The following is a 13,064-nucleotide window of genomic DNA, read 5'->3' as shown; positions in this document are numbered from 1 at the left end:
AGGAAGTACTCGAGCGAGGCCTGCCACGATCTGAGAACAATGGGCTGCAGACCCACGATTCCTACCCCTATTCAACAAGCTGGAAGTACTGCCGCAGCAATCCGTTGGTGTTCTCGTTGGATCCGCGCTGCCAGGGGCTCGCCGGGTCACAGAAATACACGGGCATGTCCGTGGCCGTGGTGAATGACTTGTGGGTCGCCATCTCGGACCCCTGGTCCCAGGTCAGCGACCCGCGGAGGTGTTCCGGAAGGGTGCCGATGGCGGCCACGAGGCCGTCGCGGACGGCTTCGGCGGTGTGGCTTTCGGGCAGGTGTACGAGCATCACATACCGGGTGGTGCGCTCGACTAGGGTGCCGATCGCGGACTGGTTCAGCATCCCCGTGATGAGGTCTCCTTGCCAATGGCCGGGCAGGGCACGGTCTTCGATCTCAGGCGGGCGGTCGGCGATCATGATCATCGGATCGGCGAATCTGCTGCGCCGGGCTTGTCCGGTGCTCTGCGCTTTCCGGCGAGTGCGCCCGGTGCGCAGCGCGGCCTGGACCTCTTTCTTCAGCCCGCCGCGTGATTGCAGGTAAAGGGCCTGGTAGATCGTCTCGGGTGACACTCGCATCTCCTGATCATCGGGATATTCCTTGATCAAAGCGTGGCAGATTTGCTCGGGAGACCAACGGATCTGCAGCTTTCTTCTGCACGTATTCGCGCAATCGTGAACCCTTGACCAGCTTGATGTCCTTGGGGCGGGGTCGGCGCTCCGCGGCAGTGCGGTGGGCCGCATAGGGCTCGTAGGAGCCGGCGTCGGTCTGGTTGCGGCGCAACTCCCGGCTGATCGTCGACGGCGCCCGAAGCAGGGTCCGGGCGATGGAACGGATTGATGCGCCCGTGGCGGAGAGGTCGCGGATCTTCTCCCGGTCGACCAGCGACAGGTACCGCGGATCCAGCTGTCTTTCCACGAGGGGAAGCAGCAGGCGTTGACGGGCTTCGCTGAGAACAGGCACTTCCTTGTTGTAGTCGATGACGCGACCGTCGGGGTAGACGCGGCGATTGCTGGCGTGTTCGATTCGCTGGTCCCAGTCGATCGCGGTGCGAATGTTCAGCCCGGTCTGTCGGGCGGCATCGACGCGGGCGATGCCGGCCTCTCGGAGCCGAAAGTACTCCGCGCGTCGGGCCCGGCTGTGTTTCTTGGCATCGATGCCGGCATCGACCAGCCATCTGTAGCAACTGGCGGGATGAAGCCCGACCTCGCGGGCGGCGAGGCTGACCTTGCCAAGTCGCTCGAATGCTTCAAGGAATTCGATCTTCTCGGCTTCGCGATAGATCCTGAGCGGTGATGGTGTTTTCGGGGTCTCGAGCATGGGTGTCGCAACTCTCAGGATGGTGAGTGTTGCGACGATCGCTAGAACCCAAGGCAGAACTGGGGAATTTCAGTGAGCGCCATCACACCGGTCGATGGTGTCTTTGGAGACCGTCACCGTGCCACCGAACGGCCCCGGATGCACCATCACCGCGAGGGCTCTCACCATCGGGCCGCGCTGACGCGTCGTCACGGTGTCGTCGGCGGCTTCGCGGATGAGTTGGTAGCGAAACAGCGCGATCTTCTCCGTCCGGTCCCGCCGCACCGCCGAATCAGACGGCGATCCGGCCGGCGGCACGAGCAACGACTGGGCGGCCGCCGCCGGTGATGCCCGTGGCGATGCCGATGGGAGTGCGGGTGGGGTTGCGGGCATGGTGGTGTCCTCTCAAACAGTGAACACGCCGATCACAGGGGTGTGGCAGGCGCTCCTGCCACCCTTCCCGGCCGAGAGGTTCGGGCGTAAGGGCCGGTTCGTGTTGGAACCCGCGGCCCACCAGCTCCGGCAGAAAAGCCGACCATTCGTCGTGGCGATGCCGGCCTGCACCCACGTCACCGTGACGGTCGCCGTGAACCGGCGGGCCAGACCGTCGGCATACGCCATCAACGCCGACAACGCCGACAACGCCTCACCCGTGACGGTGCCGGCCGGTGTCGGCCAGAGCACCACGGCGTCGGGAGCATCCCGCACCAACAAACCCGTGAACCGGCCACTGATCTGAAAGGCTGAGGCGCCGAACGCGCGCAGCCAGCCGCGCACCGTCGAGAGCGGGCGGCCCCACCGCGATCCTCCGGTGACCCCACCGCAGCGCGGTCTTCGCCTCGATCGCCGCGGCGATCACCTCGGCGGTGTCGGCCCGACGGACGGCCAACCGCACCTCCAGCAGCACGTGCGTGCTTCGGCACGCCACGCACCGTGATCGCCGCGTCCGGAGCCGCCGGCCCGCCCAATCCGGGCCGAGGCCCTCACGAATAAAACGCGCTCGAGCCCACCCCCACGGCCGTAACCGGCCCCCGCAACCTGGGCAGGTCATACGCCCGACCAGCAGGTCCAACTCGACAGAAACAGGATCATGACTTACCGTGAGCATCAGCGCGCCTTTACGCGTTAGAACGGCCCGGCGTGATCCTCAAAGATTGCACGCCGGGCCATTCGTCTATCCGGGCATCGTCAGCCTGACGCCGCCGACCACTGGACACCAAATCCAGTCGCGCTAAAACCCATCGTCACCGGGGAAGACGCCTACCTCGTCACCCCGGGAGACGTACAACACCAGTCTGACGGACCTGGAAACCGTGCTCAAGTCCTTCGACTCACCCGACACGATCCACGGCGTCGTGGCAGAACTTGAACGGCACGGTTGGGTTCATGAAGAGGACGGGCTCCTGCGGCTAACTTCTGACGATGCGCAGACGCAGACGGACCTCACGCCCGTCGTCGATCGAGTCCGGCGGCAAGTTCAGAATGCTCTCCCGCCTGACGACTACATCAACCTCATCCGGCTGCTCGCCCGATTCACCGAAGCGCTGTGATCGCCAGCACCTAAGCAACGGTTCGTCAGCGGGACGTCCACGGACGTAGGTTGGCTACAATTCGCCGAAGTTCCGGAGTCTCGGGGGAGTGGCGTTTGGGAATGGCTGGCCGACGCCGTGGGCCCTGGCATTGGGGTCATGAACCAGCTCAGGAGCCGCCGTTGAGGCTGCGCCGACGCTGGGCCTCAGCCGACGAGCCGGCGTAGCTCGCGCACGGCCGCAGCCACCTCGTCGAGCGGAGCGCGCGACTGCACCAGCCGCTCGACAACCGCGGCCTGCTCCGATCCGGGCCGGCGGTAGCTGCCCAACGCGCCGACGAGCTTGTGGGCGGCGGACTCGGCCTCGTCGGCCAGCACATCGCCCGAGCGGTCTCCACCTCCGGCTTCGACGTACCGCTCGAGTGCCGCGACGCGCTGGTCGGCGAGGTACCCGTACCGCTCCCACATCTCGGCGAGGAAACCGTCGACCGCGTCGGTCACGGTCCCCATCCCAGCGACTCGGACACCAGACGCGGCAGCTCCATCGGGTCGAAGGGCTTCGCCAGCACGCCACGCACGCCCTCGGCCAGCCACCGCTCTCGCTCGGTGGCATCGGCCCGGGCCGTGAGCAGGAGTACCGGGATGTCGCGGGTGCGCGGGTCGGCCTGCAGCAGCGCATACGTTGTCGGGCCGTCGACGCGGGGCATCATCACGTCGAGAAGGACGGCGTCCGGCTGGGAGGCGGCAACTATATCCAGCGCCTCCATACCGGAGGACGCCTCGATCACCCGCAGGCCACCGACTCGCTCAAGGCTGAGTCGGGCGACTGCGCGGATGTCCGGCTCGTCGTCGACGACAAGCACGCAGCGCGTCACGTCTCCTCCTTGCGCCGGAGGGGGCCGGGCCACGGCCCGTTCCGCGGCCTGCGCTGCGGCAGCACGACCGTGAACGTGGAGCCCTGCCCGAGGATGCTGTCGACGTCGATGCGGCCGCCGTGCGCATGCACGATGCTTTGGCAGATGGCGAGCCCGAGGCCGCTGCCCTGCTTCTCGCGGGCGTCGCTCACGTCGACCTGCGCGAAGCGCTCGAAGATCTGCTCGACCCGGTCGGGCGGGATGCCACGGCCCTTGTCGCACACCTCGAAGCGGATCTCACCCTCTCGCATCCGGGCGGTGACGCGGACCGCGCTGCCGGAGTGGCTGAAGCGGACGGCGTTGCCCAGGAGGTTGACGAGCACCTGGGCGAGTCGGTCGGCATCGCCCCAGCAGATGTCGTCGGAGGTCTCCTGCTCCAGTCGGACGCCGGCCTGAGCGGCCATCCCTTCTACGGCTGCGAGCGCCAGCGCGACCAGGTCGCTCAGCCGGTGAGGACGGCGCACGACGTGCATGTGCCCCGCGGACAGGCGCTCGAGATCGAGGATGTCGGCCACGAGCCGACTGAGCCTGTCGGTGTTGGTGAGGGCGATGTCGACAAGCGACTGCGCCTCGGGCGGCAGTTCGGCGACGACCCCGGCAGCGAGGAGGCCGAGCGAGCCGCGCATCGAGGTCAGCGGGGTGCGCAGCTCATGGCTCACCACCGAGACGAACTCGTCCTTGAGCCGCTCCACCTCCCGCCGCTGGCTGACGTCTTGGAAGACCAGCACTGCGCCGGCTGTCCGGTCGTCCTGCCGCAACGGCGCAAACGAAAGCTGCACCAGGAAGACCTCACCGTCCTGCCGACGGAAGGCGTCGTCCACGCCGACGAGCACCTGCTCGTCGCGCAGCGCCGCGCCGAGCGCACAGTCGTCGTCGTAGCACGAGCTGTCCTGGGGGTGCAGCAACTCGTGCAGCGGCTGGCCAAGCAGTTTTTCGGCCGGTGCCGCGAGCAGGTCGCACGCCGCGGGGTTGACGAGCGCCAGCCGGCCCTCCCCGTCCGTCGCGCAGATCCCGTCGCCCGCCGAACGCAGTACGGAGTCTGTGAGCCGCTGTGCCAGCTCAGCGGCAGCCAGCCGGCGCTGCACCTCCTCGGCGCCGAGCTCGAGCTCGGCCCAGGCGGACATGTCGGCCAGGACTTCCAGGTCCGCGCGGCTCCACGTGCGCGGCACGACGTCGAAGGCGCATAGCGTTCCCACAGCCTGCCCGTCCCAGCGCAGCGGGTAGCCGGCGTAGGCGCGCAGGCGGGGAGGGCCGACGACGAGCGGATTGTCACAGAATCGCGGGTCCGTGGATGCGTCGCCGACGAGCACCGGGGCGTCGTCGACGACGACGAAGTGGCAGAACGACGCGTCGTGATCCAGCGCGGGGTCGGTCTGTCCGGTGCAGGCCACGACCCACAGCCGCGTCTCGTCGACGAGATTGATGTAGACCACCGGCACGTCCAGCAGATGCTTCGCACGATCCACGATCCGGCGGAAGCGCTCCTGGCCCGGCTGGTCGAGCAGCCCTAGCGCCCGCAGCGCCTTGACGCGGGTGTGCTCGCGTGAGGTGGTCACGACGTACGGCTTGGGGAAGTCGTGTGGTGGGGCAGCGGCGGCGGGACCAGCGGCTCGTCCGCCGGGTGCTCGGGGTCGTTGGCCGCTGGACCGACAGCCTGCGCGGTGAGTCCGCCCTCCGGCGCCCCCCCTGTCCCGGCGGCCCGGGGCGTCACCTTCCAGGCCTTCTCGCGCATGGCTTGCTTCACCTGCGCGACGCGTGCGATGACGTTCTTGTACTCGGTGTAGAAGACCGAGGCAACCACAAGGTACAGCCAGAACCACGCCGTGCGGGAGCGGATCTCCGGATCGGCCTGGCGATACGCGAACAACGTCTGCCACGGCCCGACGCTGAGCGTGAAGATGGTCGTGAGGACGAACACCGGGACGAACCAGTCGAGGTGCTGCGGCCCGCCGGCGCGATGGGCGTAGAAGGCGATGAGCGGGAACATTTGGACGCTCAGCCAGGGGTAGACCTCGCGCCAGCCCAGCAGGAAGAAGAAGCCGAACCGCTGTCTGGGCGTGAGCCCGGGGTTGCGCAGCGCCCCGAAGAGGTGGCCCAGGGACACCTGGAACCACCCTTGCGCCCAGCGCATCCGCTGGTTCCACAGTGCCTGCAGCGTCGTCGGCGCCAACTCGCGGCTGATGAGGTACGGGTCGGAGCCGATCCGGTAGCCGGCTTCGACGACCCGCAGGGCAGAGTCGATGTCCTCGGTGAGCATCGAGCCGCGGAAGCGCGTCTCGCGCAGCAGCTGCGTGCGCCAGTAGCCGTTTGACCCGCCGAAGATGCCGAACTGGTGCAGCTTCGCCCGGCCGGGGTGGCTGACTGCGTAGATCATCTCGAACTCGACCGCTACGGTGCGCGCCACCCAGGAGACGTCGCCGTTTCGTACCACCGGGTGGCCCTGCACGACGTCGTACCCATCGGCCATCCAGCGGTAGGCGCGCACGAAGCTGTCTGCCGCGGGCAGGTGGTCGGCATCGAAGACACCAGTGAACTCACCAGTGACGATCTGTAGGGCGGCGTTGACGTTCTGCGCCTTGGACGTGCTCCCCTCCACCTTGAGCAGAGTGAAGCGCGTCTCGCGCTGCGCGAGCTCGCCGAGGACGCGCTCTACCGGGAGCGGGACGGGCGAGTTGTAGGCAAGCACGACCTGCAGGTCGCCGGGGTAGTTCACCCTCAGGAAGGCCTCGACGGTCTCCAGGACGGTGGCGGCCTCATTCGGCAGGTACGCCGCGATGACGGCACTCGCAGGCGGGTACGCCGGACCGCCGTCCTGCTCCTCTGGTGCGGGAGGCGGCTGCGCCGGGTTCAGGGCGAGCAGTCCTTCGACCCAGATCGCGATCCCTGTCACCAGCAGCGAGAAGACGACGACGAGGTAGGCGAACGGTGTGATGTCGAAACCCGCGCGGTCAGCCAACAGGTAGACGAAGTACGGCAGCACAATGCCTATGACGAACGTCAGCGCGACCTGGAACGGCGTGCGCAGCCGCTCGAGAAGCGGCCGAGGCTGGCGCGGTGCCGCAGCCTCGGCGAGCATCTCGGGACGGTACGCGATCGGCCGCAGATCGAGGTGCATCTGCGCGTGCTCGAGCGCCGCGCCGGCCTGCTCGACCGCCTGCTTGGCCGACTGGACGGCGTCGAGCGGGACGTATCCGACGAGCGGGGTAACGCTGACCTTAGAGCCCTCGACGTCCAGGCGGCGGCCGGCGAGGCGTTCGGAGAGTCCCTGCAGCAGGTCGCGCACGTCGTCCGACGACGTCTCCGGCAGCAGCAGCCCGAAGCCGCCATCGGGGGTACGGCCGGCCGTCTCCAGCGGCGTGACCACGGCGCCGAGCACATCGGCGACCTGCCGCAACACCTCGTCGACCCCGCGCTCCCCGAAGCGCGCACGGATGCTCCCGGACTCGTTCAGCCCGAGCAGTGCCAAGTGCCCCGAGCGGCCACTGCGCAGCGCCCGCTCGCGCTCCCGGTCGAGCTCGTCCATGAACGTCGCGGACGAGGCCAGCCCCGTGCGGCGGTCAGTCTGCAGTCGGTCAGCAGGCAACGGCGGCCGTAGCCGCTTGGCGTCCACGCGAGCGACCAGGACCGGCAGGTCGAAGGGCTTGGTGATGTAGTCGTCCGCGCCGAGACGCATGCCGGACACCACGTCCGCGGCCTCCGCGCGGCTGGTGAGGAACAACAGGGGCAGGGAACGCAGCCGGGAGTCCTCGCGCAGTCGCTGCACGAGGGTGAAGCCGTCCATGTCCGGCATGTTGACGTCGGAGACGACGACGTCCGGGACCGCCTCGGCCAGTCTCTCCAGCGCCTCGGCGCCGCTGGAGGCCGTCGTGACGCGGTAGCCGGCTGCGAGGAGCCCTTGCGCGACCAGGCCCACGATCATCTCGTCGTCATCGACGACGAGCACCGCGCCCCGGTCGTCGGCTACTGCCCTACCCGTCATCGGGTTACTCCCGGTCAATAACTCCCCCTACGGCCTTCCGGCGCAGGACTGGAGCGACTGCGTGGTGCCTGTTGAACTCTACATGGCGAGTAGCGCTTGATGGTAGCGCCAGTCCACGTAGTTGGTAGCGCGGTTCTGACGAGGTGGTAGCGGCGGCCCGGGCGGAGTGCCCGGGCCGCTCCGGTGTTATTCCCAGTAGGCCTCGTGGGCGCGGGCCTGATCGTTGCGGTGCCTCCGCATGTCGATCTGGCCTAGTACTACAGTCGTGTTTATGGGGTGTGTCCGCGGGTTCGATAATGATGTCGTTTCGCGGTTTGTTGATGTCGGCGTCGCCAGCGTGAGCGGCTCAGGACGCGTTCGGGGTTCGCTGGCTGGGTGAAGACCAGGCAGACGAGGAGGTGCCTGATTTCGGGCAGGCTCAGGGTGATGAGGTCGCTGTCGTCTGGATGTTGGCCCCCTTTTTTGACCGGGTGACGGTCAGGAACGCGTGCGCGAGCATCGAGAGGGTGATGTGCCGATACCAGCCTGTGTATTGACGCACCTGGTAATGATCCAGGCCGGTTTGGCCTTTGCTGGCCTGGAAGCTCTCCTCGATGGCCCAGCGGGCTCCGGCGGCCCGGGCGAGGTCGGCCAGGGCAACCGTAGCGGCGATCACCTTTCGAGCCGTTACCGGCGGAGCGAGTCCGCCACGCGGTCGCGGGCAGCGAGGCGATCAGTTCGTCGGCCCGCCATTCGCCGCCCGGCACACGCCCCGTTCTCTTGGCGATGACACGCTGATTCATCGGCACCGCGAGGACGTAGAACACACCCCGATCCTCGAGTGCTTTGCGGAGTTTGTAGTACTGCCCGTAGACCGCGTCGCCAGTCACCCACCGGGCCGGCACGCCCGCGTCCAGCGCCCCGGCAAGCATGTCCACGGCCAGCTCTGGTTTCGTCTTGAACTCACGATCGGCGGGGATCCCGGCAGCATCGCAACGTTCCCGGTCATCGGTCCAAGCCTTGGGCAGGTAAAGCTCTCGATCCAGGAACGTCCGCCCCGCTGGGCTCGAGTAGGTCAGGAACACGCCGATCTGGGAATTCTCGATCCGTCCGGCAGTCCCGGAGTACTGCCTGGCGACCCCGGCGGAACGCTTTCCTTTCTTCAAGAACCCGGTCTCGTCCACGATCAACACACCCTCGGCCGCGCCGAGGTGCTTGACGACGTAAGACCGCAGATCATCGCGCACCGCGTCAGGATCCCAGTCGGTCGTCGACAAAAGACGCTGCATCCGGTCCGGAACAGCCTGACCGGCCTGCTCAGAGAGCGTCCAGGAATTCTTCCGTTCCTGGCCCGAGAGAAGCCCGCGCAGATAGTCCACCGCGTTCTCCCACGGCTCTGACCGGGCAAAACGCGGCCCGATCAGCTCACGGATCTCCTCCAACCCGTCAGCCCACTCCTGTACCTCTGCCACACAAACATCATCGCCCACCCGCAAGGATCAACACGGGAACGCCAGAAATCGTCCGAAACACGCCGAAGACAATAAAATAAACGCGACTGTAGTACTAGGCGCCTCCCCCGTGCAATCGTATTCATACAGGTCAATTTCGGCGCTAACGAAAACCTGCATCAAGTTCAGCCGCTCGGAGAATCGAATGCGGCCCCAAAAGCTGGATTCGGACCACTCGGCGATCTCTGGATCAATGGCACATCGGGGGTTGAACTCGACCTCGTCAGCATCGGACACGGAGCGGAAAGTCATGCGCGCCATGTCGCATATCCCGGCGTCGAATACTTTTTGGCCCCATTCAAGATGAGGCATACTCCCACTTGGGACTCTGACGATCGGATTAATCTCTCCCAACCGGGCGGTCCAAATCGTCAAGCGTCGATGCCTGTCTATTCGAGCCAATCGATTGATCCAACCGAGGTAATTGGCATCCAAGTCGGACTTGAAAGGCTGCATCATGTGTAGCATTTCCCGATGATGCTTACCCAACGGATTCAGGCGCCATTCATTCCTGCCCCATGACGCCTCTTCGTCGTAAATCGGATACTGAAGTCCGCCCTCGCCTGGTGGCGGCATCTGTCCAGATGTGTGAACAGCCGTCGCCCAGATGGTGTAGTCAAGGGCGCTGCGCATGTTGAACAGCCATTCGCCGAAGATCACTGATAATTCGGGAGGCATAGGCTTCGTTTGCGAAATGCGCATGACGTAACGGGTGGGGGTTTCGCGAACGAGTGAGAAGTCGAATGGGTGTGGCGCTAGATACGCGCTCCAGACCTCGGCCATGCTGACGCGCGCGTTCAACTCGAAGCCTGGCTTGGTCGAACTCGCCCATGACTCGACCATATCGCGCAGCTCAACAACATCGCGTCCGGCGTCAGACCAATCTTCACGCCGCACCGTGCACGCGGGGCTCCAACGTTGTCTGTGCCGGGGATGCCGCTGAGTCAGCGTCACCTGGTGCCTCCAGAGCCTCACTTTCCCCGGTTTCGAACCCAAACCCGGAAAATGGGCCTGACCACCCATAGTAGGGATAAGTGCGATTATCGGGGGTAAAAACCACCCCCTTGAAGTGAGATGAGGCTGCGCAGAAAAAGGGGTAGGAGACCTCTTCGAGTCGCCCGGCCACGCCGCGTGGCCGGCCCGGCCGGCCACCGGCCGCCTTGCTACGCGCTCAGCGCGACGAGCAGCCGTTCGATTCCGAGGTCGGACCCGTCGATGGCAGGGATGATGGTCCCGTCCATGCGGATGGCCCCGACTGCGTTCTTGAGCCGCTCGCGGTCCCGCTTGGTTATCTGCGCCGCCAGCAGGTCGCCACGGGCGATGAGGGTGGTGAGCACAGCGAAGTCTATGAGGTGCCGTTTGACGCCCTGGTCAAGCGGGACGGTGTACGCGGCAGCTTTGAGGACGAGCGCTCCGAGCAGGTTCGGCCGCCAGATCTGCGCCTGACGCCCGTCATGAAGGACGGTGACTCGCTCAGACCGGTCGAGTGCTTGATTGGATCCTCGGGCTTCCAGGGTGGTGCCGCCGGTGACGCCGCGCCGGGCTGCTGCCCTCTCACCGACGTGTTCGGGGATGAAGACGTCGATGGTGGCGTCACCGCGCACCCACCGATGCTGATGGCCTTCGGGGCTTTCGCCGGCGGACTCGAAGCCGATGTCAACGAGGGCCTTGGTAACCTGATGGAGGATGGTGGGCTGCGCGCGCACATCCAAGACGGCGTCCGCGTCGTCGGTCGGCCGGTTCGGTGTGGTGCCGCGTTCAATGCACCAGAGGTGCACCATCTGGCCGCCGACCAGGCACCAGTGGTTCGGCACCTTCTCGGCCAGGTCGAAGAGGGCGTGCCAGGCCAGCGAAGACTTGTTACCGAGTACCGGCATTTCGATGACGGTCATCGGTTGCTCAGCAGCTCTTTGACCCGCTGGCTTTCGCGTGGCCCAGCACGGTCAGCGAGGTCAGCGAGGACCAGACCCAGTGGCGCTCGCCCGTCGGCGTCAGCTTGGACGCGAGCTAGATGAAGCCACACATTCGCGTTCTTCGCCTCCACCAACAGGTACTCGCGGATCAGCTGTTTGGAGAGCTCGGGGTCGACATAGCCTTCGACCTCATGCTCGCTGCTGAGACCAGCACGGTCATCACTGATGCCGGAGAGGAGGACACGTTCATCGTTGCGGAGATCAGCTAGATCAGCAGCGTTGGCATGCAACGCAAGGACCGGGGCCCGCTTCCGGAGCCAGCTGGCAAGGAGCGGGGCCGGTGCGTTGCTCTCTGCCAGGTCAGCGCGCTTGCGGTATAGGAGCCAACGAGCTTTCGCCTCCATGTTCTCGGGTTCGACGCCCGACAGCAGGTAGACGAACGACCATGCGTTGGCTGGGCTCAGCGGGCGGGAGAGCGGGGGCTCCCGGCGGAGCTCTGACTCGTCGATGACCCAACTCGAGCCGATCTTCTGGGCATCGACCTTGCCCTCGCGGATCAGCTGGTGCACGCGCGCCACCGAGATGCCCTGGCGGGCGGCATACTCTTTCACACTCAACATGTCACAAGGGTACAACCGCTGAAAGGCTTGTGACAAGTGGGTTCGGTTGCGCAGCAGCTCTGTGACCGGCGGTCCAGACCCGCCGGCTACACCTCGTAGACGTCGCTGCGATGGCCGAGCGTTACGACTACAACCAGGAGCACGCCCTCGTCGACGGTGTAGATGATGCGATAGTTGCCGACACGAACCCGGAGGCCGGGGCGGCCTTGAAGGGCTTTTGCGCCAGGCGGGCGAGGATCCTCGCCGAGGAGGGCGATCGCGCCGTGGATGCGAGCCTGATCCGTCGGGTGGATGCTGCGCAAAGCCTTGAGCGCGGCTGGCCGAACCTCGATTCGGTACTTGCCCACTCAGTTCCAGCCGAGATCGGCTTTGACCTGCGCCCAGGGAATGTTCTCGCCCTCTTCAGCCATGGCCACGTCGAACGCAGCTACATCCGCAGCGTCTTCCAGCGCATCCATCATGCGCTCGTATTGGGCCGGGCTGACGACTACAGCTTCCACCGTCCCGCGTCGCTCGAGGAAGATAGCTTCCTCGCGGGCGCGTTCGATCAGCTCCGGGAGGATGCTCCGGGCGGCGGTGACGGTAACGGTTGACATGCTTCTAATGTACATTCTGATCGGTCAAATGTACAGGTGCTCAGCTCCGCCGGGGTTACGGGCGAGGGCCCGGCTCGCTCCGGAGGAAGCCGTACTGAGCTTTTTCGAGGCCCGCAACGGACCACTGAGGCACACGGGGACTGCCCCGAGTTCAGTTGACTCAAGGGGTTAGTGGTTTCAGGCGGCCGTGAGGGCCATGTGTATTGTCTCAAACTCGATCGGGGTGAGCTTGCCAAGGCGGCGTTGCCGGCGCTTCCGGTGGTAGGTCCGCTCGATCCAGACAACGATCGCGAGGCGCANGCCCAGCGCTGCCGGTCGAGGACGTTCTTCTGCAGGAGCGCGAAGAACGACTCCATCGCGGCGTTGTCGCCGCAAGCGCCCACGCGCCCCATCGACCCGGTGATGCCGTTGTTCTTCAGCACCCGCAGGAAGGCGTTGGAGCGAAATTGGGACCCGCGGTCGGAATGCAGGATCGTGCCGTCGATGGTGCGCTGGCCGATCGCGTTCCGGGCCGCGGCGACGGCCAGGGACGCCTTCATCCGCGAATCGATCGAGTAGCCGACGATCTTGTTCGAGTAGACGTCCTTGATCGCTCAGAGGTAGAGCTTGCCCTCATCGGTTCGGTGTTCGGTGATGTCGGTCAGCCACAGCTGGTTCGGGCGTGTCGCGGTGAACTTCCGCTTCACGAGATCA

Annotated in this window: 12 protein-coding genes and 3 pseudogenes; 2 read left to right on the top strand and 13 right to left on the bottom strand. The window is 66.0% G+C overall.

Going from position 1 to position 13,064, the window contains the following annotated elements:
• Positions 1–82: 82 nt before the first annotated feature.
• Positions 83–1,127, bottom strand: a pseudogene (locus E3O23_RS18580) (IS30 family transposase); the annotation flags it as partial.
• A gap of 294 nt (positions 1,128–1,421) precedes the next feature.
• A complete protein-coding gene (locus E3O23_RS13910; RefSeq protein WP_134475683.1) occupies positions 1,422–1,724 on the bottom strand; it encodes a hypothetical protein in 303 nt (100 codons plus the stop codon).
• Positions 1,725–1,743: 19 nt separating this feature from the next.
• Between E3O23_RS13910 and E3O23_RS13905 the strand changes: the two genes are divergently transcribed.
• Both E3O23_RS13905 and E3O23_RS13900 read left to right on the top strand, forming a co-directional pair.
• Positions 1,744–2,070, top strand: a complete 327-nt coding sequence (locus E3O23_RS13905) for a hypothetical protein (RefSeq protein WP_134491961.1) — start codon at positions 1,744–1,746, stop codon at positions 2,068–2,070.
• A 574-nt stretch (positions 2,071–2,644) separates the two neighbouring features.
• Positions 2,645–2,881, top strand: coding sequence for a hypothetical protein (locus E3O23_RS13900; protein ID WP_134491959.1), 237 nt, complete (start codon positions 2,645–2,647; stop codon positions 2,879–2,881).
• A gap of 185 nt (positions 2,882–3,066) precedes the next feature.
• Here E3O23_RS13900 and E3O23_RS13895 read toward each other — a convergent pair whose 3' ends face one another.
• From E3O23_RS13895 to E3O23_RS13845, 11 genes and pseudogenes are all read right to left on the bottom strand, one after another.
• Positions 3,067–3,360, bottom strand: a complete 294-nt coding sequence (locus tag E3O23_RS13895) for a hypothetical protein (protein WP_134475680.1) — start codon at positions 3,358–3,360, stop codon at positions 3,067–3,069.
• Positions 3,357–3,734 carry a response regulator gene (locus E3O23_RS13890; protein WP_092324988.1) on the bottom strand — a complete coding sequence of 126 codons (378 nt, stop codon included), beginning with the start codon at positions 3,732–3,734 and terminating at the stop codon, positions 3,357–3,359. Before E3O23_RS13890 ends, E3O23_RS13895 begins: the two co-directional genes overlap by 4 nt.
• Complete coding sequence (locus tag E3O23_RS13885) at positions 3,731–5,329, bottom strand: ATP-binding protein (RefSeq protein WP_166790513.1); 1,599 nt, start codon at positions 5,327–5,329, stop codon at positions 3,731–3,733. Before E3O23_RS13885 ends, E3O23_RS13890 begins: the two co-directional genes overlap by 4 nt.
• Entirely contained in the window at positions 5,326–7,752 is a 2,427-nt protein-coding gene (locus E3O23_RS13880; protein ID WP_134491955.1) for a response regulator, read from the bottom strand. The genes E3O23_RS13885 and E3O23_RS13880 overlap by 4 nt, the downstream gene beginning before the upstream one ends.
• A 418-nt stretch (positions 7,753–8,170) precedes the next feature.
• Positions 8,171–9,221 (bottom strand): annotated as a pseudogene (locus E3O23_RS13875) (IS701 family transposase).
• 9 nt (positions 9,222–9,230) lie between these two features.
• Positions 9,231–10,196, bottom strand: coding sequence for a hypothetical protein (locus E3O23_RS13870; protein ID WP_134491953.1), 966 nt, complete (start codon positions 10,194–10,196; stop codon positions 9,231–9,233).
• 209 nt (positions 10,197–10,405) lie between these two features.
• Positions 10,406–11,134: a hypothetical protein gene (locus E3O23_RS13865; RefSeq protein ID WP_134491951.1), complete on the bottom strand. Its 729-nt coding sequence runs from the start codon at positions 11,132–11,134 to the stop codon at positions 10,406–10,408.
• Complete coding sequence (locus E3O23_RS13860) at positions 11,131–11,775, bottom strand: helix-turn-helix domain-containing protein (RefSeq protein WP_134491949.1); 645 nt, start codon at positions 11,773–11,775, stop codon at positions 11,131–11,133. Before E3O23_RS13860 ends, E3O23_RS13865 begins: the two co-directional genes overlap by 4 nt.
• An 86-nt stretch (positions 11,776–11,861) precedes the next feature.
• Positions 11,862–12,122, bottom strand: coding sequence for a type II toxin-antitoxin system RelE family toxin (locus tag E3O23_RS13855; protein ID WP_134491947.1), 261 nt, complete (start codon positions 12,120–12,122; stop codon positions 11,862–11,864).
• Positions 12,123–12,371: a type II toxin-antitoxin system Phd/YefM family antitoxin gene (locus E3O23_RS13850; protein WP_134491945.1), complete on the bottom strand. Its 249-nt coding sequence runs from the start codon at positions 12,369–12,371 to the stop codon at positions 12,123–12,125.
• Positions 12,372–12,548: 177 nt separating this feature from the next.
• A pseudogene (locus E3O23_RS13845) lies at positions 12,549–13,064 on the bottom strand (IS3 family transposase); the annotation flags it as partial.

Source organism: Cryobacterium tagatosivorans (genome assembly GCF_004402215.1).
GTDB lineage: Bacteria > Actinomycetota > Actinomycetes > Actinomycetales > Microbacteriaceae > Cryobacterium > Cryobacterium tagatosivorans.
The sequence above is the reverse complement of the archived record's forward strand: the minus strand, read 5'-3'. Positions and strand labels throughout refer to the sequence as shown.